At 66.6% G+C, this 26,219-nt stretch carries 15 protein-coding genes and 1 riboswitch; of the genes, 10 read left to right on the top strand and 5 right to left on the bottom strand.

The window, feature by feature from the left end; genetic code table 11:
• Window positions 1–12: 12 nt before the first annotated feature.
• Entirely contained in the window at window positions 13–525 is a 513-nt protein-coding gene (locus AC3WJI_RS13370) for a hemerythrin domain-containing protein (protein WP_492757766.1), read from the top strand.
• 38 nt (window positions 526–563) lie between these two features.
• Here AC3WJI_RS13370 and AC3WJI_RS13365 read toward each other — a convergent pair whose 3' ends face one another.
• Together AC3WJI_RS13365 and AC3WJI_RS13360 are read right to left on the bottom strand one after the other, a co-directional pair.
• Window positions 564–1,625 (bottom strand): threonine aldolase family protein, encoded by a 1,062-nt coding sequence (locus AC3WJI_RS13365; protein WP_492757765.1) that lies wholly within the window; start codon window positions 1,623–1,625, stop codon window positions 564–566.
• A gap of 60 nt (window positions 1,626–1,685) precedes the next feature.
• Window positions 1,686–1,795, bottom strand: a riboswitch (SAM-I-IV-variant riboswitch).
• Between the two features lie 47 nt (window positions 1,796–1,842).
• Entirely contained in the window at window positions 1,843–4,617 is a 2,775-nt protein-coding gene (locus AC3WJI_RS13360) for a TonB-dependent receptor (RefSeq protein WP_492757764.1), read from the bottom strand.
• Window positions 4,618–4,822: 205 nt separating this feature from the next.
• On the opposite strand from AC3WJI_RS13360, the gene AC3WJI_RS13355 reads away from it, so the two are divergent.
• From AC3WJI_RS13355 to AC3WJI_RS13345, 3 genes are all read left to right on the top strand, one after another.
• The gene (locus tag AC3WJI_RS13355) at window positions 4,823–7,492 is read left to right on the top strand and encodes a glycosyl hydrolase (RefSeq protein ID WP_492757763.1); all 2,670 of its coding nucleotides are present in this window, start codon (window positions 4,823–4,825) and stop codon (window positions 7,490–7,492) included.
• Between the two features lie 113 nt (window positions 7,493–7,605).
• Window positions 7,606–8,964 (top strand): glycoside hydrolase family 88/105 protein, encoded by a 1,359-nt coding sequence (locus AC3WJI_RS13350; protein ID WP_492757762.1) that lies wholly within the window; start codon window positions 7,606–7,608, stop codon window positions 8,962–8,964.
• 125 nt (window positions 8,965–9,089) lie between these two features.
• Complete coding sequence (locus tag AC3WJI_RS13345; RefSeq protein ID WP_492757761.1) at window positions 9,090–11,078, top strand: RiPP maturation radical SAM C-methyltransferase; 1,989 nt, start codon at window positions 9,090–9,092, stop codon at window positions 11,076–11,078.
• 49 nt (window positions 11,079–11,127) lie between these two features.
• Here the strand turns inward: AC3WJI_RS13345 and AC3WJI_RS13340 are convergent, their stop codons facing one another.
• The 3 genes from AC3WJI_RS13340 to AC3WJI_RS13330 form a co-directional block, all read right to left on the bottom strand.
• Window positions 11,128–13,209 carry a TOMM precursor leader peptide-binding protein gene (locus AC3WJI_RS13340; protein ID WP_492757760.1) on the bottom strand — a complete coding sequence of 694 codons (2,082 nt, stop codon included), beginning with the start codon at window positions 13,207–13,209 and terminating at the stop codon, window positions 11,128–11,130.
• Complete coding sequence (locus tag AC3WJI_RS13335) at window positions 13,199–14,794, bottom strand: amidase (RefSeq protein WP_492757759.1); 1,596 nt, start codon at window positions 14,792–14,794, stop codon at window positions 13,199–13,201. Before AC3WJI_RS13335 ends, AC3WJI_RS13340 begins: the two co-directional genes overlap by 11 nt.
• Before the next feature lie 224 nt (window positions 14,795–15,018).
• The gene (locus AC3WJI_RS13330; RefSeq protein WP_492757758.1) at window positions 15,019–15,198 is read right to left on the bottom strand and encodes a thiazolylpeptide-type bacteriocin; all 180 of its coding nucleotides are present in this window, start codon (window positions 15,196–15,198) and stop codon (window positions 15,019–15,021) included.
• 334 nt (window positions 15,199–15,532) lie between these two features.
• On the opposite strand from AC3WJI_RS13330, the gene AC3WJI_RS13325 reads away from it, so the two are divergent.
• Genes AC3WJI_RS13325 through AC3WJI_RS13300 form a run of 6 tightly spaced genes read left to right on the top strand, consistent with a single transcriptional unit; the run spans window position 15,533 to window position 26,216 of the window.
• Window positions 15,533–17,413, top strand: coding sequence for a YcaO-like family protein (locus AC3WJI_RS13325; protein ID WP_492757757.1), 1,881 nt, complete (start codon window positions 15,533–15,535; stop codon window positions 17,411–17,413).
• On the top strand, window positions 17,410–19,032 hold the full coding sequence (locus AC3WJI_RS13320) for a SagB/ThcOx family dehydrogenase (RefSeq protein ID WP_492757756.1): 1,623 nt from the start codon (window positions 17,410–17,412) through the stop codon (window positions 19,030–19,032). The genes AC3WJI_RS13325 and AC3WJI_RS13320 overlap by 4 nt, the downstream gene beginning before the upstream one ends.
• Window positions 19,029–21,704: a lantibiotic dehydratase gene (locus AC3WJI_RS13315; RefSeq protein WP_492757755.1), complete on the top strand. Its 2,676-nt coding sequence runs from the start codon at window positions 19,029–19,031 to the stop codon at window positions 21,702–21,704. The genes AC3WJI_RS13320 and AC3WJI_RS13315 overlap by 4 nt, the downstream gene beginning before the upstream one ends.
• Window positions 21,701–22,690 carry a lantibiotic dehydratase C-terminal domain-containing protein gene (locus tag AC3WJI_RS13310; RefSeq protein WP_492757754.1) on the top strand — a complete coding sequence of 330 codons (990 nt, stop codon included), beginning with the start codon at window positions 21,701–21,703 and terminating at the stop codon, window positions 22,688–22,690. The genes AC3WJI_RS13315 and AC3WJI_RS13310 overlap by 4 nt, the downstream gene beginning before the upstream one ends.
• On the top strand, window positions 22,687–23,919 hold the full coding sequence (locus AC3WJI_RS13305) for a site-2 protease family protein (RefSeq protein ID WP_492757753.1): 1,233 nt from the start codon (window positions 22,687–22,689) through the stop codon (window positions 23,917–23,919). The genes AC3WJI_RS13310 and AC3WJI_RS13305 overlap by 4 nt, the downstream gene beginning before the upstream one ends.
• Complete coding sequence (locus tag AC3WJI_RS13300) at window positions 23,916–26,216, top strand: hypothetical protein (protein ID WP_492757752.1); 2,301 nt, start codon at window positions 23,916–23,918, stop codon at window positions 26,214–26,216. The genes AC3WJI_RS13305 and AC3WJI_RS13300 overlap by 4 nt, the downstream gene beginning before the upstream one ends.
• The last annotated feature ends 3 nt before the right edge of the window (window positions 26,217–26,219 follow it).

The following is a 26,219-nucleotide window of genomic DNA, read 5'->3' as shown; positions in this document are numbered from 1 at the left end:
CAGGAGGAAGACATGGCCGAGGACCGTAAACAGGACGCGATCGCGTTGTTGAAGGCCGATCACCGCAAGGTCGAGGAACTGTTCGAGCAGTTCGAGAGCAGCTCGGGCAGCAGCAAGAAGCAGAAGATCGCGCTGCAGATCTGCATGGAACTGACCGTGCACACCAAGATCGAGGAAGAGATCTTCTACCCGGCCTGCGAGGGCAAGATCGAGGAGGACATGCTCAAGGAAGCCTATGTCGAGCATGACGGCGCCAAGGTGCTGATCGCCGAGATCGAGGCGGGCGGCCCCGACGACGAATATTACGATGCCAAGGTCAAGGTGCTCTCCGAGCAGATCGAGCACCATGTCGAGGAAGAGGAGATGCGCATGGAGGGCATGTTCTCGCAGGCGCGCAAGGCCGGGCTCGACATGGACGCACTCGGCGAGCAGCTGCGCGCGCGCAAGGAAGCGCTGATCGCCGAATACAAGGCCTCGGGCCTGCCCAAGCCCGAGACGACGACGCTCGAGGCAACCTCGATCTGAGGACCCGTTCCCCGGCGAAGGCCGGGGAACGGTAACCGCTAGGCCGCGACGGCAGCCTCGACCGTCGCCGCGCTCGCCGCGCGGATATCCGCGGCCAGCGCATCGACGCGCGCCGGGTCGGCGTCCCAGGCGAACATGAATCGCGCCCCGCCCCCGATGAAGGTATAGAACGACCAGCCTCGCGCACGCAGCCCGTCGAGCACCGCCGCAGGCGCGCGCAGGAACACCGCATTGGCCTCGACCGGGAACATCGGCGCGACCTCGGGCACGTCGGCGATCGCCGCCGCCAGCCGCGTAGCGCAGGCATTGGCGTGTGCGGCGTTGCGCAGCCAGGCGCCGCTCTCGAGCATCCCCACCCAGGGTGCCGCGAGGAAGCGCATCTTCGAGGCCAGCTGCCCCGCCTGCTTGCAGCGATAGTCGAAATCCTGGGCGAGCCCGCGATCGAAGAACAGGATCGCCTCGCCCACTGCCATGCCGTTCTTGGTGCCGCCGAAGCACAGCACGTCGACGCCTGCGCGCCAGGTGATGTCGGCCGGATCGCAGCCGAGATATGCGCACGCCTGGGCGAACCGCGCCCCATCCATGTGCAGCTTGAGCCCCAGCGCGCGGCACGTCGCCGAGATCGCCTTGATCTCGTCGATCGCATAGACCTGGCCCGTCTCGGTCGGCTGGGTGATCGTCACCACCCGCGGCTTGGGGAAATGGATGTCCGAGCGGCTAGTCGCGACGTCGCGGATCGCCTGCGGCGTCAGCTTGCCGTCCGGCGTGCTCGCGACCAGCAGCTTCGACCCGTTCGAGAAGAACTCGGGCGCGCCGCACTCGTCGGTCTCGACATGGGCCGAGGACGAACAGATCACGCTGTGGAACGACTGGCAGAGCGACGCGAGCGCCAGCGAATTGGCCGCGGTGCCGTTGAACGCGAAGAACACGTCGCAGTCGCTGGCGAACAGCGTGCGGAAGGCATCGGCGGCGCGCTGCGTCCAGTCATCCTCGCCGTAAGCCGGCGCATAGCCGCTGTTCGCCGCTTCCATCGCCGCCCAGGCCTCCGGACAGATTCCGGCATAATTGTCGCTGGCGAATTGCTGGGGCTGGTTGGTCACGCGGGTACACTTTCCTCTGTTGCTCGAGGCATCAGGAAGCGTGCGACGCGTGGCTGGATGGAAAACCCCGGGGGTTGCCATGGCGGCCACATCCTTGCGCGATTTGCGCAAGCACCACCTTGCCCGGGAGCAGGTTGGTGTCGGGTGTCGCCCGACTCTTGATGCATGCCGGCCAGCTAGCGCCGCTTGGCGCTGCTGGCAAGACCCCGGGGCAGGATCAGAATCGCGCGCGCACGCCACCGTAGAAGCGGCGGCCGAAACTCTCGATGATCGTGCGCCGATAGATGCTGTTGGCATTCTCCGCGCGAACCGCATTGGTCAGGTTCACGCCCTCGAAGAACAGCGAGATGTTCTGGTTGAGGTTGACCCCCGCCGAGGCATCCCACTGACCATAGGCTTCGCCGAATTCGGGATTGTTGCCGCGCCCGCGCGAGGTGATCAGATATTTGGAGCGCCAATTGTACGAGACGCGCGCGTTGAACAATTTGTCCTCGTAGAAGCCCGACAGGTTGTAGCTGTGCCGCGAAAGCCCTGGGAAACTCAGCGCGCCATTGGTGAAGAAATCGCGGTCCGCATATCCCGAATCCTTCGAATAGGTGTAATTCGCGATTATGCCGAGATTACGCAGCACGCCCGGCAGGAAATCGAACGTCATCTGGCCGCCCACTTCCGCGCCGTCGATCGTTACCTTGCTGGTGCCGTTGACCGGGACGGTGATGGTATAGTTGCGCGTGACGCCGTCCACCGTCTCGGAATAGGCCTCGGTGCCGTTCTGGACGAAGGAGCCGATCTCCTTGCGGAAATAGGTCGCCGAGAGATAACTCGTCCGGCTCGGATAATATTCGATGCCCAGATCATATTGGCGGGCCCGATACGGCTCGAGCGCCGGATTTCCGCGTGAGCCGGTCAGGCCGACATTGTCGAGCACGAAGCGCGGGGCGAGCTGCTGCGGCGCCGGACGCGCGAGCACTTCGGTAGCAGTGCCGCGGAGCTGGAGCCGACCGGGCACGAGCTCGGCCTTCAGATTCAGCGAGGGCAGGAATTCGGTATAATGCCCATCGAACGACACCGGCGTAACCACGCCGGCGCGCACCTGGAACCCGTCCGAGGTGGTGCGCGTGTCGACCACGCGTGCGCCGATGACGCCGGTGATGCGCACGCCCGCATCGAAGTCAAACCCGGCCTGGGCATAGCCTGCCCAGTTCTTGTCCTCCACTTGCCACGTATCCAGCGGAACCGCATTGCGATAGGGATCGGGAATGCCCAGCGCATCGGCCACGTCCATGCCGAGATTGAGCCAGCGGCGGATGCCGCCATCATAGCCGAGATTGGCGTCGCCGAAGAAGTCGTGGTCGCCGAGCGACGCATTGGCGCCCACCAGATCGCGTATCTGCTGGGTGAGCAGCGCCGGCGCCACCGTCGAGACGACGATATTGGAGCTGGTGCCGGTGCGATACGTGTTGTCGAGCGTCTGGCCGTTATAGCCGTTGAGCGTCGTGGAGCGATCGAAATAGCGGCTGTCGGCGGTCAGGTTGCGCCTCTGGACACCCGCCTTGAGCGACGTGATGAAGCTGCCTTCGGGCTTGAACTCCGCGTCGAGCCGGGCATCGACCTCTTCCTGATTATTGTAGCGCGGCCGGCGCAGCACGATCAGCTGGTTTAGTCCCTGCGCAGTGGTCTGGTCGATCGGTAGCGTGATGTTGGGCGCCTGCTGATCATTGTCATAGTCGATCGTCAGCGACGAGACGCCGAGCGCGGCGGCAGTGGCGTTGATCTCATCGTTGAAGGCACGCGACTTGGCATAGCCACCGCGCGCCTGCAGCGTCAGCCGCCCGATCGTCCAGTCGAAGCCGACCTGCCCGTTGAAGGTATTGCGCTCCTGCGTGCCGAGGATGTTGCGATAGGTGATGCCCAGACCGTTCGGCGCGGCGAGCGCGCCGTTGAAGGTGACGCTGGTGGCCGTATCGTCGGGCCCGATCGTCGTGCGCGTGCGATCGACGCCGCCGTCGACGACGTTCTGCACGGTGCCGAGCTGGAGAAACTGGCTGTCGAGCGTCATTTCCGAGCGCGTGTAAGTGCCCTCGAGGAACCAGCGGAAATTGGGATCGGGGCGCCATTCGAACACCCCGTTGATCGCGCCGCGCTTGGTCGATTCGCGATTGATCACCGGGCGCGGGATGTCGGGATAGAAATCGCCCTTGCCGTCGCCGTTGAGGTCGAGCGGCTGGACGCCGGCGGTTGCGGGATCGCGATCGATCTGGCGCCAGCCCGTCGTGCGCAGCTGATCGTACCACAGGCTGCGCTTCTCGTAGGTCGCCGAAACGAGGATACCCATCGTGTCGTTGTTGAAAAGGGTGCTACCGATCAGCGCGACCTTGGGATCGACCTTGTCGGCCAGCGTACTGTAGATGCCCTGGATCGAGCCGGCGATGAACGGCTTGTTGCTGTCGAACGGCCGCCGCGTGACCACGCGCACCGTGCCGCCGAGCCCGCCCTCGACCATGTCCGCGGTAGCGGACTTCACCACTTCGACGCGCGACACGAATTCGACCGGCAAGTCGCGGAACTCGACCGCGCGCGAACTGCCGACCACGGTCGACAATGCGGTCTGGCCGTTGATCTCGACGCGGTTGAGCGCAGGATCGGCGCCGCGGATCGAGACCCCCTGCCCCTCGCCGGCCGCGCGGGTGATCTGCACGCCGGTGACGCGCTGAAGGGCCTCGCCGATATTCTTGTCGGGAAACTTGCCGATATCCTCCGCCGAGATCGCATCGACCACCTGCGCCGAGTTGCGCTTGACGCTCTGCGCATCGGCGAGGCTCTGGCGAATGCCGGTGACGACCACTTCGTCGGCGGCGGCGTCCTGCGCCGCGGGCTCGGCCGGCGCCGGCGTCTCGGTCGCGGTCTGTGCCTGCGCCGCCACGGGAAAAGCAAGGACCCAGGCGAGCGCCGAAAGTGCGGACGCAGTGCTGATCGAACGATGGAGCCTCATCAACTTTCCTCTCCCGAGCGCCTGCGATGCCGCAGTGTCGCCATCGACGGCGGAACACCGTCGGATCGCATTGTTACATCATATGGGACATGCTAGCAATATTTGACATTCAGAGAAGCTGCTGGCCGACGTGGAATTGCGGCAAACCGGCCGATCGTGCTGCAACCGAGCCGGAGTCGCGGCCTGTCGCGGAGGGGATTGTGAGATGAGGTTCATGATCGCGGCCGGCACGCTGGCGTTCGCATCCATCTTGGCCGGGCACGCCCGCGCACAAGCCGACGACCAGGCCCTCTGGCAATCCTTCGTCGCCCCGCCGCCCGAGGCGCGGCCGATGATGCGCTGGTGGTGGTTCGGCCCGTCGGTCGATGCCGCCGAGATCGACCGCGAGATTCGCGCGATGAAGGCGGGCGGCTTTGGCGGCTTCGAAGTCCAGGCCGTCTACCCGCTGAGCCCCGACGATCCCGGCAAGGGCATCCGCAACCTGCCCTGGCTGTCGAACGAATTCCTCGCGATGCTGCGCCATGCCGCGCAGACCGCCCAGGCCGAGGGGATGCGCATCGACGTGACCGGCGGCAGCGGCTGGCCCTATGGCGGTCCCCACGTGCCGATCACCCAGGCGGCGATGAGCATCCGCATGGTGCGTGTTCCCGTCGCCGCCGGGGCGACCAGCTTCGCGGTGCCCGCGCTCGGGCCTGGCGAAAGTCTAGTCTCAGCGGTGATCGGGCCGCTGGGCGCCGGTCCGTCTGTTGCGATTGCAATCGACGGCCCTCGTGCGCAGGTCCCGGCAAACGCAGCGCCGCGCGAGGCGCTGCTGTTCGTCGCCGGCCGTACCGGGCAACAGGTGAAGCGCGCCGCGGTCGGCGCCGAGGGCTATGTACTCGATCATCTCGATCCGGCGGCGATCGCCAACCATCTCGAGGTCGTCGGCGATCGGCTGCTCTCCGCGTTTGATGACATCGCGCCGCCGTACGCCTTCTTCTCCGACAGCCTCGAAGCCTATGGGTCAGGCTGGACCGGCGACCTCCCCGCCGAGTTCGCGCGGCGGCGCGGCTACGACCTGCTGCCGCATTTGCCCGCTCTGTTCCTCGACACGCCCGAAAGCGCCGAGGTCCGCTTCGATTGGGCGCGCACGCTCAGCGAGCTGACCGGCGAGCGCTATCTCGCGGCGATCGACGGCTGGGCCAAGCGACGCGGTACGCGCTTCCGCGTCCAGGCTTATGGCACGCCGCCGACCTTGCTATCGGGGAATGCGCTGGTCGCGCTGCCCGAGGGCGAAGGCGCGAACTGGCGCGAATTCACCTCGACACGCTGGGCGACCTCGGGCGCGCATCTCTACGGCAAGCCAATCGTATCGTCCGAAACCTGGACCTGGCTGCATTCACCCGCATGGGCCGCGACGCCGCTCGACATGAAGGTCGAGGCCGATCGCCACTTCCTCCAGGGCGTCAACCAACTGATCGGCCATGGCTGGCCGTACACGCCGCCGGGGGTGCCCGAGCCCGGCTGGGCGTTCTACGCCGCCGCGGCGCTCAACGACCATAATCCCTGGTATGCGGTGATGCCCGACCTGAACCGGTATCTCCAGCGCGTGTCGCACGTGCTGCGGCTGGGCGAGCCGGCCAACGCGGTCGCGATTTACCTGCCTACCGAGGACGTGATGGCCGCAATGCAGCCGCAAGCCGCATCGATCAACGGTGGCATCGAGCATCGGCTCTCGGGCGCGGTGGTGACGCACGTGCTCGACGCCGGCCATGGTTTCGACTTCGTCGATGCGAAGGCAATCGGTGCAGCCGGCTTCCACCACCGCGTGCTCGTGCTGCCGCGCCTCGATCGCATTGATCCCGACGCCTATGCCGCGATCGAACGCTGGATGCGCACGGGCGGCAAGGTCGTCGCGGTCGACCATTTGCCCGACACTGCCGGCGGACTGCGCGACAGCGCCGCGCGGACTGCCGTGCGCCGCCTGTCGCAGCGGCTGCGTGGGCGCGTGGCGATCGTCGCGGAAAACGATCTCGGCCGCGCGGTCGCCGAGGCTGCGCCGCCAGACGTTGCGCTGGCCTCGCCCGATCCTGATCTCGGTTTCGTCCACCGCAGGCTGCCGGAGGGCGATCTCTATTTCGTCGTCAACACCGGCAACATTCCGGTGCGAACCCGGGCGCGCTTTGCCGGCGACCGCGGCAATGGCAGCTGGTGGGACGCGATGACCGGCAAGCGCTGGGCGTCGGGAAGCGGCGAAATCCCGATCGCGCTCGCACCGTATGAATCGCGGATCCTGATGTTCAGCGGTGCGCCGCGCGCGCCCCTCGAACCGCCGGCCTCGCCGACCAGCCGGCCGCTGACCGGCGCCTGGCGGCTGGCCATTCCAGGCAGGAGCGAACGAGCGCTTTCCAGCCTGGGGTCGTGGACCGACGATCCCGACCTGCGCTTCTTCTCCGGCACTGCGACATATCGCCTCCGCTTCGATGCCGAGCCGGTACGCGGCAGGTGCGTGGCGCTGGATTTCGGTGAGGGGCTGCCCCGCCCGATACCGTCGCGATCGGCGCGGCCCTTCGCCGCGATCGACGCCCCGATCCGCGATGCCGCGATCGTGCGCCTGAACGGCCAGCCGGTGGGCACGGTGTTTGCGCCGCCCTATCGCCTCGACATCACCGACGCGCTGCGCAAGGGCACGAACCTGCTCGAGATCGCCGTGTCGAACACGATGCTCAACCAGCTCGCGGGACGGGCGCCGGCCGACTTCCGCCTGCTCACGATGCGTTACGGCGAACGCTTCCAGAACCAGGATCAGGACAAGATCGTGCCCGCGCCATCGGGCTTGCTCGGACAGGTACGTCTGCTTGAGGCGCCCGCGTCGGACCGGCCCTGCGGTTCCTGACCGCGATTCTCGCTTGCGTCGCCGCCGGGATCGTGGTGCCATCATGTGGCACCGGATGTCATAGCCTGGACATTCGCGGGATCGGCGCAATGCCGGCGAGCAGGAGAGAGAAGATGCCGCGTTTCGCGATCCTGGCCGCTGCGCTGCCGTTGGCGCTGGCGTTTATTCCCACCGCACGGGCGCAGCTCGCCACGCCTTCGGGAATGCATCGCGACCCGGTGACCGACGTCGCCGATGCGCCGACCCGGCTCAAGCCCGCCTATCCGATCCCCTATGGCCGCCCGTCCGAAGCCGCGGTGAAGGCAGTGATGGACCGCGTGCTCGGCTATATCGAGCGCGAGACCTCGACCGCTTTGGTCGATTCGGCCGGCAAGGACGTGCGCCCGGGCGCTCCGCTCGCGCCGGGCATCCGTTTCCGCTCGGCCTATCGCCTTACCAGCTACGAATGGGGCGTCGTCTATTCGGGGGCGCTGCTCGCCGGCGAAGTGACCGGCGACGCGCGCTACACGCACTATGTCGCCGATCGGCTGGGCGCGGTGGTCGACACCGCGAACCGCTACCGCGCGCAGAACACGCCCGCCGACCGGACCCCGGTCCAGCAGCCGCTCGCGCCCGGCCGGCTCGACGATAGCGGCGCGATGGCCGCCGCGCTGATCAAGGCGCAGCGCGCCGGCGTCGTCACGAACGGCCGCGCCCAGATCGACACCTATCTCGACTGGATCTCCAACCACCAGTCCCGCCTCCCCGATCGCACGCTCGCGCGGCAGGTGCCGATGCCCAACAGCCTCTGGCTCGACGATCTCTATATGAGCGTGCCCGCGCTCGCCCAGATGGGCGCGCTGACCGGTGAGCGCCGCTATTTCGACGATGCGGTGCGCCAGGTGCTGCAATTCTCGCAGCGCATGTTCGTCGCCGATGCCGGGCTCTATCGCCACGGCTGGGTCGACGGCATGGACCCGCATCCGAGCTTCTTCTGGGGCCGCGCCAATGGCTGGGCGATCATGGCCATGGTCGAGCTGCTCGAGGTTCTGCCCGCCGATCATCCCGGCCGCCCGGCGATCCTCGCGCAGCTCCGCGCGCACGCCGCGGGGCTCGCCAGGCTGCAATCGGGCACCGGCCTGTGGCACCAATTGCTCGACCGCCCGGACAGTTATCTGGAAACCTCCGCCGCCACGATCTACGCTTTCGCCCTCGCCCGCGCGATCAACCGCGGCTGGCTCGACCGCCGCGTCTATGCGCCTGTGGCGGTGCTGGCGTGGAACGCGGTGACCACCAAGGTCAATCCGGCAGGCGAAGTCGAGGACGTCTGCGTTGGCACCGGAATGGGGTTCGAGCCGGCCTTCTATTATTATCGCCCGCGCCACATCCGTGCGGCGCATGGCTATGGTCCCGTGCTGCTGGCAGGTGCCGAGGTCATCGCGCTGCTGCGAAAGGACCCGGTCGGGCCGCGCAGCAACATGCTGTTCCAGTGAATCGACCGGCCGAGACGTGATCGGGCCCGAGTGAAGCCCATCATTTCGACCTCCGGCAACGCCTTCGGAAGGTCGCCCCGATGAATCGCGCACCTAAGTCGCGGACGACGCGATGATCTTTTGACATGCGCAATCGAATCGGTAACATTCGACTGCGAACGTGCCCTGGGGTGGCTCTAGTAAAATCCAAGTCGACAGTGTCTGGTGGGGCGCGGACTATGCGAAATATTGCACTGATCAACATGCCGTTCAGCTCGATTTACCGGCCGTCGCTGGGATTGGGTCTTTTAAAGGGCGCATTGGTTCGCGACGGACATGCGGTCCGAATCTTCAACTTCAATCTTGATTTCGCAGAAAGAACTGCGCTGCCCATGTATAATTGGGTAGCGAGCATGGCGTCGAGCTTGCTCGGCGAATGGATATTCGCAAACGTCCTCAACGACCTCGAAGGTGGCGAAGACGACTTCTTCGACAATTATGCGCCTGACGCATCCGCAAGCGATCGCCAGGCGCTCGTCGACATGCGCGCGGGGGCGAAGCCGTTCATCGAACATTGCCTGGAGAGCGTCGACTGGACCACGTTCGACATGATCGGCTTCACGTCGGTGTTCGAACAGACGGCTGCCTCGCTTGCCCTGGCCAAACGGATCAAAGAACAGCATTCCAACATTCAGATTGCCTTTGGGGGCGCCAATGCGGAAGGGGCGATGGGGCTTGCTCTCCTCAACGCCTATCCGTTTCTCGATCTCGTTTGTTCGGGCGAAGGGGATGTCGCGTTTCCGCGCTACGTCAATGCGCTCGATCTCGGCGCGCCGATCGCAGTCCCCGGCATCCTGCGGCAAGGCGTGGACACGAAGGTTGCCCACACTGCGATGGTCCAGCGAATGGACGATTTGCCGCTTCCCGACTTCACCGAATTCTTCGAGCATTTCATGCGCACCTCTTATGGCGCAGCCGAAATCTCCAAGACCAATATCCCGTTCGAATCGTCGCGCGGATGCTGGTGGGGCGCAAAGTCGCACTGCAAATTCTGCGGGCTGAATGGTGGCGGCATGACCTTCCGCAGTAAGAACGCCGAAAAAGTTCTCGATGAAATGCTGGCGCTCAAGGAGCGCTACCATTCCTACACCGGGCGCTTCTACGCGGTGGACAACATCCTGGATTACAAATATTTCAAGACCCTGCTTCCGGAGTTACGCGATCGTGACATGGATCTCGATATATTTTACGAAACCAAGGCCAATCTGAGCCGAGACCAGATTAGGCTGTTGCGCGATGCCAATATCAACAAGATCCAGCCGGGAATAGAAAGCCTATCCTCGTCCATCCTGAAACTGATGGGCAAGGGCGTGTCGGCGATGCAGAATCTGCAGCTCCTCAAATATTGCAAGGAGTTCGGCATCGCAGCCTTGTGGAACATTCTGTACGGCTTCCCGGGAGAAGATCCCGACGAGTATGAGCGCTTGCGGCATCTCCTCCCCGCGCTCTCACATCTCGACCCGCCCAGCGGGTTCTTCAAGATGCGGCTGGACCGGTTCTCGCCTTACTTCGATCGCAGCGAAGAGGAAGGCATCGTCAACGTTCGCCCCTTCCGCCAATATGGCCTGGTCCACTCGAACATATCGGAAGAACACCAGCGCGATCTCGCCTATTATTTCGACTTCGATTATCGCGACGGCCGCGATCCCGCGACGTATCTGACGTCCTTTGGCGAGGCGCTGCAGGCCTGGATCAACAAGCGCGGCGACGAATATCTGTTCTGCGAGACGATCGGCGAGACGCTTTATATTTTCGATCACAGATCGGGTTTCTCTCGCGGGTTGATCGCCTTCAACGGGATCGATCGGCTGATCTACGAATTGCTCGAGCGCACCTGGGGCCTGGGCAACCTCCATCAGGCGCTGGACCAGGCGGGCTATGCCATCGAACCCGAGCGGCTCCGCGCCAAGCTGCGCCAGCTCGAAAAGAGGGGACTCATCGCCAGCGAGAACGACCAGGCGCTCGCGCTCGCGGTTCCGATCGGCGACTATCGGCCGCCCGAACTCGTCGAACGCGTGTTCCGGCGGGCGATAGACCGAGTGCAACAGGAGCGGCCCCCGGTGGTCGCCGCCTGATTCCTGCCGGTGCTGCCGACGCAATTCCTACCGGAATGCCGTGCCCCGATCAGCTATTCGCTACGAGCAAGGTCCTGATTGCCGTCAGACTCCGCGTTTCTTGAATATCGACGGGCGTTACGTCCACCGCCACGATTGCAGATCCGCTGGCGGCTAGATGCGCGTGCATGTCGTCCATGCCTACCGCATCGTCGTGCCATGGCGGCAGGGTCGAGAGAGCCGGGAGATCGATCGGAATGTCAGCAAAGATACCGCCCGCACTCCGCCGGGGAACGGTCAGACCCTGGCGGGTGAGTTGGAGGGTGGCTAGGTGTCGGAGCAATAGTCTGCGAACTGCCTCTGTCGCGCGGGTTCCGGAGGCGATCCGGATCGCGTTTGCGGCGAGTGAATCGCCGTCGGGTAGGAGCAGCGCGCCGACCAGGCCCGAACCGTGCCTTGCCAGCGCGATCCGGGGCGACTCGGCCTTCATCAGGCCGATGGCGGTCAGCAGATAATCGATCGCGGCATCGGCGACTTGCCGGTCGAAACGGGCGAGCGGCAATCGTCCGTCGGCGAGCAAATCGAGCATCTCGCGCTCGAGCAGGTCGCGCACCGCGCGGTTCACCGCGCGATCGCGCGACATCGCGACGCCGAGCCCGCACCGCCCCGGATCGAAGCAGCCCGCCTTGTCGTGCGCCGAGTGGAGCGCCGCGGCGGGCACGAGCACGCGCGCGCCGCTGCGAACATATTCCCCGCCGACCAGGGTCGCGGCCTCGTCCTCGACGCCCAGCCAGCCGGCTATCCGGGACGGCGCGACTCGCTCGACCGACTCTTCGGCCTGCGCCGACTCGGCCAGATGCCCGCCATCGCGGGCGACGACATGCCGCACGGCTTCGCCCAGCGCCGCGACGCGCGCATGCAGGACGCTGTCGAGGCTCCAGCCGGCGACCTGCGTGTCGCCGGTCGCCACCAGGCTGATGCTCACCGGCAGATGCTCGATCCCGCCATCGTCGAACATGCCGAAGGTCGCGAACGGATGGCCGAGGAGCGGCGTCCAGCGGGCGAGCAATTCCTGCTCGTCCGCGACGGCCTCGATGTCGGCCGCGTCGACCGGCAAGGCGCTGCACCGCGGGCAATCGGGATGCCGCAGGAACCGGCGACGCGCGGTCTCGAGGCTGTCGAGATCCTGGTCGAGCAGCTGATTGCGCGCTTCGATCGCGGGCAATCCGATGAAGAAGCGAAACGCCTCCATGGCGACGCCGTTGCCGAGCATCTGCGCGGTGGTGCCGGCGAGCGCGGGTTGGCGCCGCGGCTGCGCGCCGGGCAGCGCCATGTCGCGCCAGAAATCGGCCGCGGACGCCGCCGGCGCGTGATCGGACCAGCGCATCATCGCACACATCCAGCAGCCCGCGCGGCCGGGCTCGGTCAGCGGGCCGACATAGCTGTGCCGATCGAGCGTAAAGGCGGGAAGAACGGCGCATCCGTCCCCCAGCACCAGGGCGTTCAATGCCGCCAGCATCGGAGCGTCGCCCAATTCGCCGCAGCATAGCACCAGATCGAAGTCGCCAGAGTCGAGCCGATCGCGCGTCGTTCGCTCCACCGTCGCGGCGACGCCCGACTCGGCCAGCCGGAAGCATTGCGCGTCCCACGCGGGATCGTTCAGCGCCTGCCGATCCGACGAAGCGAGGACGAGATGGGCGAGGCCGTTGTCGAGAAGCGCCAGGCCGGCACTGACGAAGGCGTCGCCACTGCCCACCAGCGCGATCCGCGCATTGCGGAAGCGCGCGAAACGCTGCCCAGGGTCGTCTGCGAAATGGCCGATAAAGTCGATCTGGCTGGCAAAGCGATTGCGCAGCGCCGGCTCGAGCGTGCCCAGGTCTTCGGGATCGACTCGGCGAATGACGTCGCGCGTTGCGAGAAGATCCAGCAGCGATCGCGTCTTGTCCCGCTGTGCCGGGCGCAGGGCTTCGAGAAGCGCGTCCTCGCTCGTCGATCCGTCGAGATGCGGCAGCAAGGCAGTGAAGCTATCGTAGATCGTGCCGCCCTTCAGCTGGAAGTCGGCCGACGGACTGCGGAAGATGATGCCTTCCTCGGATTTGAGGTAGACGGCGTCCCGCCGAAGCTTGGGGTTCCATTTGAGTCTATCGGACATGCGGCTGACCACCCCATTGGCGCTGCGCCGGGCCCGCGCTGCCGGCACTGACGAGTTCGGCGACGCGCTCCGGTACCGCCCCTGAATCCTCCTGCGCGGCGAGCGGCTGTGCGAGGATCCGGATCCGGTCCGCCACCGGCGGCGAGTCGCCGGGCGCGTTGGCAGCTCGGGGCGGGCGGTGCCCGCCAAACTGCCGCTCGATCTCCTGGAGCGCGGTCAGAACGGTGTGATCCTCGTTCTGCGGCCCGATCGCCTGCAGCCCGATCGGCATTCCGTCGAAATCATTGGCCCAGGGAAAGCTCGCGGCCGGCAACCCGCACAAGCCCGCCGATGCCGTCCAGCAGAGCTGGTCGAAATAATCGACGTCCGAGTCGTCGATCTGCAACCGGCGCTGCTCCACCGACTGGTCGTCGTGCGGGAATGCGGTGGTCGGCGATACGGGGCAGACGACCAGGTCGAACCTGGTGAAGAGCCGGTGCCAGGCGAGCTTGCGCCGGAAGCGGCTCTCCTGACCGACCGCCAGTTCCCGCGCCGAGGTGAGGCAGGATCGGAGCGCGATCGCGCTGAGACGGTCATCCGTTTCCGGAACCTCCCGCGCGCGCTCCATCATCGCGGTGTAATGCGACTGCGCCACGCGGTTGAGATTGGCCGGCGTCATCAGCCGGACGAACAGCCGCGCGTCCTCCGCCAGATCAGCGAGCCCTTGCGCATTGTCGGTGACGATCGCGCCCGCAGCGGCCAGCTTGTGCCCACAATCTCGCACGGCATCGCGAACCGCCGCCGAGGTCGGCACGAGCGGGTGCGAGTCGAGCAACAGGACGCGCAGATTCTCGAGCGATGGCCGGCGCGGCGGCGGCAGATGCACGGACCAGGCGAGCGACTCGGGAAAGGGCAGTCCGGTCAGCACGTTCATCGCGATGGCGAGATCGTCGACGGTGCGCGCGATCGGCCCGATCTCGGTGATATCGCTGGGCAGGATCGTCTTGGGAAAGGCATAAGCGCGCTTCGACACCAGGCCGGCGCTCGGCCGGAAGCCGAAGACGCCGCAGAAATGTGCAGGGATCCGGATCGATCCTGCCAGATCCGACCCCAGTTCGAGATAGGAGAGCCCGGCGGAGACCGCAGCGGCGCTGCCGCCGGACGATCCCCCGGCGGTGCGGGAGGGATCATAGGGATTGCTGGTTCGGCCGAAGACGGAATTGGCGCTCTGCCAGTCCCCCAGCGCCGCGGCGATGTTGGTCTTGCCCAGCACGATCGCGCCGGCGCGGCGGAGCCGGAGCACCGCGTGGCTGTCGCATTTGGGCCGCCAGTCGCGGAATTCGGGAACGCCCCAGGAGGTCGGCAGGCCGCGGACCCAGAAGGATTCCTTCACGGTGATCGGAACGCCGAGGAGCGGCAGGCGCGTGCCGCTGGCGACCGCCTGATCGGCGATCAGCGCATCGCGGCGCGCCCTGTCGAAATCGCGGCACGGAACCGCGTTGAGGACGCCATCCTGGCGCTCGATCCGGTCGATCGCATCGGCGACCAATTCTGCTGAGGATATCGCTCGGGACGATATTGCGCGCGCTGCTGCAGCGGCGGACATCAGCGGCGCGTTCACGATGATGCTCTAGCGCAATGCCTGGTCATCGCTCGGCCCCGCCCCAATTACAGCTATTCGTCGGGCTTGGTGAACGTCGCTAGGGCCCCCTGCCCCAGATACCGCTTCCGCCGACTCCAAGAAGCGGGAGACGCCATTCGGCCCCGAAGCTGGAAGCAGCTCGGCGCGCGGCGAGAGACCGCACACCCCGGGACCGAACAATACGGTGTTTAGCCGCAGCAGGAGCTGCTGGTGGTGCTGCTCGTGCTGGAGACGGTAATGTCCGGAAGCTCTGCAGCGACCGCGGCCACGATACCAAGATCAGACAGTGTTTCTACTTCGAACGTTTCGATCTCCAGATCATAGAGATCGTCGGATGCGGTCGTATTGATTACCTCGTTATTGCCCATGTCAGCATACCCCTTTGAAGGATTATCCATGTCGATGAGCGGACAACAGTCATTGTAGGCAATGATTTACCCGCGACTCGCAGGCTCTCATGATATCGAAAGACTGTCAACACGGAACATTCGTGTAAAATCGTGAATTAACTTGGGCTTGTTCGTTGGAGGGAGGCTTGCAATCCTCCAAGAATCTTGGCAGCCCTATGATCCGGCAAGTATGGAGCTTGGCCGCCCGCCCGGGGACAAGTGGAGGCGGACGGCAAAAGCGGTGCGGGCCGACCTTTGCTTGAACGAAGGGCGGGGCATGCTAGATTCATTGGTCCCTGACGCGACCTGCACCGTGGCATTGCTTCGGGATCAGCTGAGCCGTGAGCTCCCGGCGAGCTGGGGACTCGATGTCGATTTCGTCGGCGGCCCGATCGCCAACCCCACCCGCTGGCGCGACAATCAAGACGACGAGACCGACGCGCCCGACGGCTATCTGTTGGTGCGCGTCGAGGCACGCATGGTGCATCTGGTCCGCTTCTCGGCGAGCGAGTCGGCCGGGCTCGACCTGCCCTGCACCGAATGCTTCGATCGACGCTGCCTCTCCTGGTTTCCGCCCGATGCGCAATGGTCGATCCAGCGCGGCGACGGGACGCTGGACGGAGGCGAGCGGGCGCTGCTCACGCCCTTCGCGATGAAGCAGGTTCGGCTGTTGGCGCGCCGAGTGATCGAGGCCGGGTCCGTCGCCTCGGGTACGGTCTATACGCTCAACCTGCTCACGCAGGAGGTCGTGATGGCAGGGGTGATGGCCGACGCCTTCTGTTCGTGCGCGATGCACGACGACGGGGTCGAACCACCCCCGCTGGTACTGCGCGAGTCGCTCGTCGCCTTGCCCGGCGATATCCGGATGAAGCGGCTGGACGATTACGACCTGCCCGTAACGGCGCTGGTCAATCCGGTCTGCGGCGCGGTCGGGCCGGGGCATATCTCCGGCTTCTCGCAAAGCATCACAGCGCCCGTCTTCGGGCTCTATTGGCAGCGCGCGACCGCGAGCAAGCCGCGCTCGGTCGGCTGGAGCGGACTCTGCCTGCGCCGCGACGACAGCGAGCGAGTCGGGGTGATCGAAGCGCTCGAGCGGCAGGGCGGCATGCAGCCTCCGGTCCGGCCCGCTGAGACCCTGGCGACGCTGCGCCAGCTCGGCGAACAGGCAATGGATCCCACGCTCTGCTTTGCCTATAACGAAGAGAGCTACGCGCTGTCGCTGGGGCTGACTCCGTTCACGCCCGATGTGCCGTGCAACTGGATCTGGGGCCATTCGCTCGATCGCGGGCGGCCGGTCCTCGTTCCTTCGGCGCTCGCTTTCTATCACCGGCCGGGCTTCACCGAGCGGGTCAAGCTGGTCGACAACAATTCCAGCGGCTGTGCGATGGGCTCCTGTGTCGAGGAGGCACTGCTCAAGAGCTTCTTCGAATTGATCGAGCGCGACTCGTTCGTCCTGACCTGGCTGCGCATGCTCACCTTGCCGAAGATCGATCCGGCGAGCGTGCACGACGTGCGCGTCGCCCGGCTGGTCAGCAGGCTCGACTATCTGGGCATCGACATATCGCTGCTCGATGCGCGCATGGACATCGACCTTCCGGTGATCATCGCAGTCGCGCGCCGTCGCAACGAGGGGATCGGCGCGATGGCAGTCGGCGCCTCGGCGCATGTCGATCCGATCGAGGCGATCCTGGGCGCGATGCTGGAGGCGGCGACGTCGATCACCGAGCTGCCCGCGATGATCCGCCACGCCGAGGCGCAGGTGCGGGAATTGGCCGAGAACCATCTTCTCGTCTGCTCGGTGATGGATCACCAGATGCTGTACGGCCTGCCGGAAGTGGCCGCCCAGACACGGTGGCTGGACTCGGGCACGGTGCTCCGCAGCGTCGAGGAAGCCTATCCCGACTGGCGGCGCGGATCGCCGATCGACATCGGCGCCGAGGTCAGGAAGCTGCACCAGAAGCTCATGCAGGCAGGCGTGACGGAGACCGTCATGGTCGACATGACCGCGCGCGAACAGCGGCTGCTGGGGCTGCGCACCGTGCGCGCGATCGCGCCGGGCCTGCTGCCGATCGATTTCGGCCACCCCCGCAACCGCGCGGAATCGCTGCCGCGGCTCTGGTCCGCGCCGGCAGCGGCGGGGTTCGCGGCCGACAGATCCAAGCCGCTCAACAAACTGGCGCACCCCTTTCCATGAGCCTGTCGGCGGACCTCGCCTACGATCCCGCGGCCGACGAAGCGACGACCGTGCTCGATTATGCGCGGCGCATCTATCGTCGCGCGGACGGCGTGGACGAAGTGGTTCCCCCCGGCTTCGTGCCCGATTGGGAGGATCGGCCGGCGATGTTCGCGCGGTACGATACGCCGGGCGCGATCCAACTCGCCGGCCCCGCCGGGCTGACGGACCGGTTTGCGCGCGCACGTGCGGCAGCGAATGGCGGGACGGCGCGGCTAGACCGCGGCATGCTCTCCACGATGCTGTATCTGGTCGCAGCGCCGCTGCGCCGGAAGCTCGAATTGTGCTGGAACAGCAAGCAGCCGCTGACCGGCTTCAACCAGCAGGAATATCGGCGCGGCAGTGCCTCGGGGGGTGGGCTGTATCCCACTCAGATCTATGTCGTGAGCGGCGGCGATCCGCTGCCCGCTGGGATCTATCGCTACGATCCCGGGCATCACCGGTTGATACCGCTGCGCCGGGGAGACCGCCGCGCTGCGGTGGCCGCGGCAGCCGCAATGGCGCCGTCCACGCCTTCGCAATGCCAGCTGGTCCTGACCAGCGACCTTTGGCAGAACTGCTTCAAATACAACAATTTCGGCTATCACGTCTGCACCCAGGACGTCGGTGCGATGCTCGCCACGATCGGGTTGGTGCTGGACGCGTTCGGTGTCGGACGCCAGGTCCGGCTGCGCTTCGACGATGCGGCGGTCGGCGATTTGCTGGGCCTGCCGGGCGATCGGGAGGTCGCGCTCGCGGTGGTCGGGATCGGTGGGGACGAGGCGTCGGCAGCGGACGCGGATGCGGCGCTGCCGGTGCCGGCGACACCGGTGGTGCGCCCGCGCCAGCGCTCGCAGCGGGCCGCCGTTCCGCACGAGATCCTCGCGGTCCACGCGGCGACGGCGCTCGACGCGGCGCGGGTGCCGATCGGCCCGGCCTGGCGTCCGGCGGTGGCGGAGTCGCATGTCGATCCGTTCGACGCCGCCCTGCTGGACCGGTTGCCGTCGGTGCTGCTCGCGCGGCGCTCGGCCTGGGGCAGCATGCGGCCGGCCACGCCGCTCCTCGCGGAAAAGCTCCACGAGCTGCTGTCGTTCATGACCCGGCATGCGGGCGCGCAGGGCACCGTCGCGGACGATGGGGTGCCGGGGGGCAGTATCGAACTGGTGCTGCAGAGCCTCAACGTGCAGGGCCTTGCGCCGGGCGGCTATCGCTGGGATCCGAGCCTCGGCGCCTGCGCGGCGATCTCGCGCGCGTCGCCGCATGCCTGGCAATCGACCTATGCGATGCTCAACTACAATCTCGACGAAGCCGGCTGCCTGCTGTTCGTCACCGGCGATCTGGGGGCGATGCTCGCCTGCCACGGGGCGCGGGGTTACCGGGTGCTCAACGCGCGCATCGGGATGATGGCGCAATTGGCCTATGTCGCCGCCGCGGCTCTGTCGCTCGATTGCGGGGTGGTGCTCGGCGCGCGCGCGCAGCGGGTGAAGCGGCTGCTGGAATTGCCGCCGGCGCGGGACGTGATGCTGGCGATCTATGTCGGCGGCGAGGCCGCGCCGAGCGAGCTGTTCGATTTCCAGTTCCTGCGGCAGAGCCGGGCATGAGCGCCGCGGTCGCCCTTTCGCAGCGCGAGGCGCCGGCGGCGGCGCGGGCGGTGCGCATCAGCGACGGGGTGATGCTGCGCATCGGCGGGCTGGACTATGCCGCGATCGATGCGCTGCATTCGCCCGAGATCAGCGTCGCGCTCCGCGAGGAGCAGCGCCTGATCGAACGGTGCGGGGCGTTGGGCGAGGGGCTGACCGAGGCGCTGTTCGAGGCGATCCACGACGCGCGGCACGACCAGGCGGTGCGCAACGCGTTCCTCGCGGTGAAGCGCGACATCTTCAACCGCCGGCGGCCGGGACGGGCCGCGCTGACGACCTGCACCGCGCATCTGCCTCCAACATTCGCGCGGGACGCCGAGGCCTGGCGCGATGCGCTGGACGCCGTGGACCGGCACCGCGCGCAGGCGGCCGCGCTGGTCGCGACGGTGCGCGATGCCGGACGCTGCCGCTTGCAGCAGTTGGTCCTCGAGACCGACTTCCGGCTGGGGCTGCTCACCTCAAGTCCCGCGCTGGAGACCGCGCTGGTGCGCTATGCGGCGGCGCACGCAGGCAAGCTCAACCGCAAGATGCGCCATATCGAGGAAGCGGTGGTGCAGTTCGTCTGCCGCACCGCGTGCAAGACCTCGCCCTTCAGCCGGCTGACCTTGGTGGGCTTCGGTCTGCTCGAAGACGGCGAAGGCCTGGCGCTGGTGCCGCCGCTGGCGGCGCGGGTCGTGGCCAGCGTTCGCCCCAATCTCAGCCTGCTCGGCCGGCTGCGCCATCTCATCCTGCAGAATTTGACGCGCTTCCCCGATCTGGAAGTGACGATCCAGGACCAGCTGTCCGAGTCGGGCCGCCGCCTCTCTTATCGCCGGCGAGTCGAGGCAGTTTCGCAGCAGCTCGGCCCGATCCACGCCTCGGCGCGGGAATATGCCTTCAGCATCACCCGAACCGCCGCGCTCGGCGCGTTGATCGAAAGGCTGGACGGCGGGCGCAGCCTGCGGGTGCGCGATCTGGTGGAAGTGCTGGAAGCCACCGGGATGAACGCGGAACAGGGCGCCTCTTATCTGCAGCTCCTCGCCGACAAGGGCCTGTTGAAGCCGGCCGGCCTGCAGACCGCGGTGCTCGACAGCGATTGCTGGCGGCAGTTCAGCGCCCAGTTGCGCCGCGCGAACGATCCGTGGCTCCAGGAAGCCGCCGCGGCGATCGACGACGTGGTCGACGGAGCGCGGGCCTATGGCGAGGGCGATGTCGACGATCGCCGCGCCGTCATCGCCGGACTGGAGGCGAGGCTCGACGACATCGTGGCGGCGGTCGCGCCGACGACGCGGGCGCCGCGACCGATCGTCTATGAGGACGCGACGCTCAGCCGCGCGCCGCTGCCGCTGCCGCGCGGCAAATGGCACGCCGCGATGACGGACCTGCCGCGGATCCAGCGCTTCCTGTCCTTGTACGATCCGCTGCTGCTCTCGCGGCTGGCATTGAAGGCGATGTTCGTCCACCGCTACGGCCGCGGCGGCACGTGCGACGACCTCAGCGCCTTTTCCGACTTCTTCCACGATCGTTTCTACACCGCCTTCACGGCAGGCGACCGCAAGACCGGCAACTTCGGCAGCGGCCGCCTCAATGCCGCGCACGCACCCGAGCTCGCGATCGTCGAACGCGCGCGCGATCAGGTACGTGCAGCGGTGGCGGCGGCATCGGCAATGACGGAGGGCGGCGAGATCGAATTGCCGCCGGCGCTGGTCGACCAGATCGGCGACCTCGCGGCGTCGTTCCAGAACCTGCTGAGCAATTCCTTCTACCTGCAATTCGCGCATGTCGGCGGGCGCCAACGCGTCGTCCTAAACCGCGTCTATGGCGGCGGCGGCAGTTCGTTCAGCCGCTTCGAAGGGCTGTTCGCCGACGCGTCCGGGGCCGACCCCATCCACGCGCTGCTGCAGCACAACGCCGCGCTAGAGCTGGACGGCGACCGGCTGACGGCCGAATTTCACGGCGGCTACGACACCAACCTCAACCAGCATGCGCTGACCACGCCCGCCGAGATCGTCTTCCCCGGTGAACGGCCGGCCGGGCCGCACGCCGCGCGCATCCGTGTCGACGAACTGAGCCTGCGCCACGATCCGCACGACGATCGCATGTATCTGTACTGCGCGCGGCTCGGCCGGGAAGTCACCCCGGTCTATGCCGGCATGTTCTATCCGCTGGCGCTGCCCGAACTCCAGACGCTGCTGATGCACTTCAGCTATCCCGTCCACTTGCAGGCCGACCTTTTCGAGGACGGCGAAGGCGATCGCTTCTTCCCGCGGGTGCGCTGCGGCGAAGTGATCCTCGCGCGGGCGAAATGGGCGGTCGATGCTGCGGCGCTGCCCGTTCGCGACGGTGCCGAGGACGATTACGCGCTGCTGTCGCGATATGCGCAGTGGCGAACGGCAAGGGGCCTGCCGCGCCATTGCTTCGCGCAAATTCTGAGCCGGAAAGCCGCTCATTCGCTTGCCGACCAGAAGCCGTTCCTCGTCGATTTCGAGAGCCCGTTCAGCATCGCCATGCTCGAAAAGGCCAATAGCGACCGAAGCGGGCATGCGGAATTCAGCGAGATGCTGCCGCGCCCGGAGGACGCCGTGGTCCTTGTCGAGGACCAGCCGCGGGTTGCCGAGTTCGTAGTGGAGATCACGCAGGGAGCGCAGCGATGACGACGGCTCTTCGGACGGACTATCTGGCGGTGCACATCTTCTACAACGTGCCCGATCTCCGCGCAGTGGTGCTCAATTGCGTCGACCCGCTGGTCCAGCGGCTGAAGCGTAGCGGGCTCATCTCGAGCTTCTTCTTCGTGCGCTATTGGGAGGGCGGCAATCATGTCCGCCTGCGCGTGCTACCGACCTCCCCCGGCGAAGCCGACGCAGTACGCGAAGAGATCGACCGCGAGGTCCCTATCTTTCTGCGCGAGCAGCCCTCGATGCTCGAGCCCGATCTCGACGATCTGCGCGGCGTGATCCGCTCGCTCTACGAATTCGAGCACGGCGCGGAGGCATTCCAGCGCGAATTCGCGAATACCGAAATCCCGATCTATCCCAACAACAGCTACCAGCACATGCCGTACAACCCCGAATATGGGCGATATGGCGGCGCGATCGGCATCGACCTCGCCCAGCGCAACTTCGCCATGTCGAGCGAGATCGCGATCAGGGCGCTCCGCGACAACAATGTCCGGATGCACGCGAACGTGCTGGGGCTGGCATTCCAGCTCACGCTCAACTTCGCCTTCGCGTTCTTCAAGACGCGCGAGGAAACGGCGCGCTTCTTCGATCACTTTGTCGGGTTCTTCAACAAGCTGGAGACCCCGGTGCGGATCACCGACCGGCTCGATCATTTCTTCGGCCAGCAATCCGACCGCGTGCTCAACTATGTCAATCAGCTGGAGTCGATCCACGCCAGGCTGAGGGAGGGCGAGGAACACCATTTCAGCCGATATATCCGCCACGCCTACGACATGCGCGAGACGATCCTGCAGGCCTATGCGGCGGACGAGCTCGAATTCAGCGTCGCGCCCAGCTCTGCCAACGAAGTGCTGTTCCGCCTGGTGACGAGCTATACGCACATGACCAACAATCGGCTCGGCCTCCTCATCTTCGAAGAGGTTTATATCGCGGGTCTGATCGCCAAGGCGTTGCGGCTGTGAGCGCGGTGGCGTTCGACGGCGAGGCCGGCAAGGCGGCCGACCTGCTCATCGTGGGGCCCGACGAATATGTCGACGGCCGCGTGCTCTGCTTTGCCAAGAACCGCACGACGGGCCGATATTTCCGGCTGGGCCAGCGCGAGAGCGTGATCGTGCGTGGCGTGGTCGACGGCATTTCGCAGGACGCGATGTCCCAGCGGTATCTGGCGACCACCGGGCGCCCGCTCAACGACGCATCCTATCAGCAGGCGCTGCGCGTGTTCGGCCAGGCGGGCATGTTCGCGACCACGGCAAACGCCGGGGCGCCCGACGAAAGGCTGCTCGCCCCGCCACCGACGCTGTTCTCGTTCAACATCTACAGCTGGAACCCCGATGCCGATCTCGAGCGGATCGTATCGCTCTTCCGCTGGGTGGCATCGCCCTGGGCCTTTGCCGCGGTCACCCTTGCGGTGCTGATCGTCGAAGCGTTCGTGCTTGCCAATTTCGGACCGATCCTGCGCCAGGCGCTAAGCTATGACATGGCGATGCTGCCGTGGCGGGTCGCGCTGTTCCTGGCGATCAACGGGACGATGTTCCTGGTGCACGAGGGCGCGCACGCTTTGGTGTGCAAGGCCTATGGCGGCGAGGTACGGGAAATGGGTTTCCAGATCCGCTACCTGACCTTCACCCCCTATACGCGCCTCGACGACGTGCTGCTGTTCAAAAATCGCTGGAAACGTGCGGCGGTGTTCCTCGCCGGCCCCTTGGCCAGCCTGTCGATCCTGCCGTTCGCCTTTGCGGCATGGACGCTGTTTCCGGACGGCAGCCTGGGCCGGCAGACGGCGTCGGACTTTCTGATCTGGTATAATCTGCTGTTCCTGCTGCAGTTCCTGCCGTTCCTGCAGCTCGACGGCTATCATATCGTCGCGCAGTTCCTTCACATGCCGCAGCTCCGCCAGGACGCCTACGCCTACCTCTACCGCTCGATCCTCGGCTGGTTCGGCAAGGGCGAGCATAAGCCGATCCCGACGGAGGTCGCGCGCTACGTCCAGCCGATCTACATCGCTTATGGCGCGGCCTCGTTCCTGATCACCGCCGTCGTGCTCGCGCTGATCATCGGGCGCTATTCGCACATGCTGGCCGACTGGCTCGGACCCCTGTTCGGCTATGGGCTCACGGTCCTGCTGCTCGGGGTGATGCTGGCGCGCTTCATCTCGCAGCTCACCCAGATGAATCGAAAGGCGGCGCGATGATGCGCGAGCGGACGGCACCCATAGTCGCGCTGGACGCGCCGGCGCTCGCGGCGGCGATCCGCGATGCGGCCGGTGGCGGGCGCTATGCCGTCGCCGATGCGCGGCTGGGCACCTGGACGCCCCAGGCGATCGCCACGCAGTGGATGGGCCAGATCGTCGGACAGGACGTGCTGCTCAAGAGCGACGCGCCGAAGATGACCAGCCCGACCTGGCTGAGCGACGCGCTGGCCAGCGGCATCGACGAGGAGAGCAAGGGGAATCGCGCCTTGCTCGCCGCGTTCGAGACCGCACGCCAGCTTTGCCGCTTGCTCGCGCGCCGTCCCTCCGCGCTGGTGCTGCTGGCGCCCGCCGGCGATGCGGCCTGGCTGAGCGAATCGGAACTATTGCTCGGCTACCTGGCAGAGATGTCGCCGCAGACGCGCGTGACCGTCGTGGCGACCGAACCGTTAGCGCCGGGCGCGCCGGCAAGCGCCGGGAGCAGGTCGGATCCCGCGACGGCGATCCGTGCCAATTCGCTGGTCTCGGCCATGCCGACGGCATTGTCCCCGCGCCTGAGGGCGCTGCTGGGGGACGAGGACACGACCGACCTGCTGATCCTCGACAATGGCTGGGCGGTGGCGACGCCGGAAAGCCGCCGTGGCGAAGCATGGCAATTCTCGGACGCCGACCTTGCCCGCTTCAGCCAACCCGGGCTGGCGGCGTTTCGCAGCTTCGCGACCTTCCATGCACAGCCCGGCGCCTCCGGGGCGATGCAACGCGCCTTCGAGGCCTGGCGGCTCTGCTATATCGGCCCACGCGAGTTGGCCCCGCTGCTGATGGACCGCGCGGTGGCGGGTGCCGCCACGCCGGCGGAACGGGACGTGCTCGTCGCGCAGCGCCAGGCGATGCGGATCGTGATGTCCAGCTTCGCGGAGGCGGCGGCGGAACCGCCGGCACCCGAGTCCGCCGACCCCGCGGTGGCGAGCGGCATCGAGGAAGGCCGCGGCTGGGGACTGGTGATGACGGGCCAAGGCATGGCCGCCCGCGACGCGCTCCGGCGGGCGCGTGCGCTTCGCGGCAACATCGATCCTCCCGATCGCGCAGCACTGCTGCTGATGAACATCTCCGCGCTTGCAGAGCTGCGTTCCGGCGACGCGGCGGGCGCGATGGACCTGGAAAAAGTCATCGAGCGCGGGCTCGATCAGATGGCCGGCGCCGAAGAGCTTCGCTTCGTCAACAGCATCAACCAGGCGCGCCTGTACCGCTACGCCAATGATTTCGATCAGTCCGAACGCTATTACGGGCGCGCGTTCGCGACCGTTCAGGGCGGCCGCACCGAAACCGACCAGGTCAACGTCAATCTGTGCTTCGCCCGGCTCGCAATGGCGCGGGACGACCATAAGGACGCGCTGCTGCACTGGGTGCGGGCGGCGATGCAATGGTGCGCCAACGCGTGCCTGGAGGCGCTCAACTGGCGCGTGCAGATGCTGGTGATCGAGAAGGCGCGGCGGATCGCCGTGACCAGCCACGCCGAAGCCCAGGCACTGGTGGAAACGCTCGCCGAGGGCTTCGTGCATCAGCTCGACCGGCTGGCGGCGATCAACGGCATCAAGATCGATGTCGACGGCGAAGCCGCCCTGCCCTTCTTCGCTTCGGACGCGGTGCTCGATCGGGCGACGGCGCCGCGCGCCTTGGGCGGTATCGGCTGGTCGGTTCTCGCCGCCCAGGTCGACCGGCAGCCGCGACCGTCGGGACCCATGCTGCAACGGCTACGCGCGTGGCTGGCCGGCTGGATTCGCCGGCAGAGCGCGGCGGGCGACGAGAATTGCTTTCTGGTGGACCGGCGCGATGGCGGCGAAATGCCCGTGGATTGGGCGACGGCACTCGCCAGCGCAGTCGATCACGGCGCCGAAGTTCTGGAATTCGACGGTCGCCGCATAGCGCTCGACCCGGACGATGTCGTCCGTGCGCAGCGGGCGCGGCGGCTGGCCGTCAATCCGTTCGTCACGCGGGTGCGCGACGGCGACGCGCCCCTGGTCGAATTCCGCCGCTATTTTCCGCCTCTCGCGCCGTCGCCGATCCAGAGCGCGTTGATCGACTGCGCCCGCGTGGGAATGCCGCTGGGTGCGGCGCTGGCGGGACATCCCGAGCGTCCCGCCGAGCTGGACTCGCTCCGGCGGGCGCGGGTGATCTGCCTGGCAGGTCTCGCCCCTGGCGACGCGGATCTTTTCGCCGCCGCGCCGGAGATCGGCCTCGCCGTCCACCCCCGCCCGGTGGCCCAACCCGTGCAGTTCATCCGACCGAGGATCGCGCAGTGACAA

It is taken from the genome of Sphingomonas sp. FW306-1B-B10E, from assembly GCF_058782005.1.
Note: the sequence above shows the minus strand (reverse complement) of the source record. Positions and strands in the feature narration are given on the sequence as shown.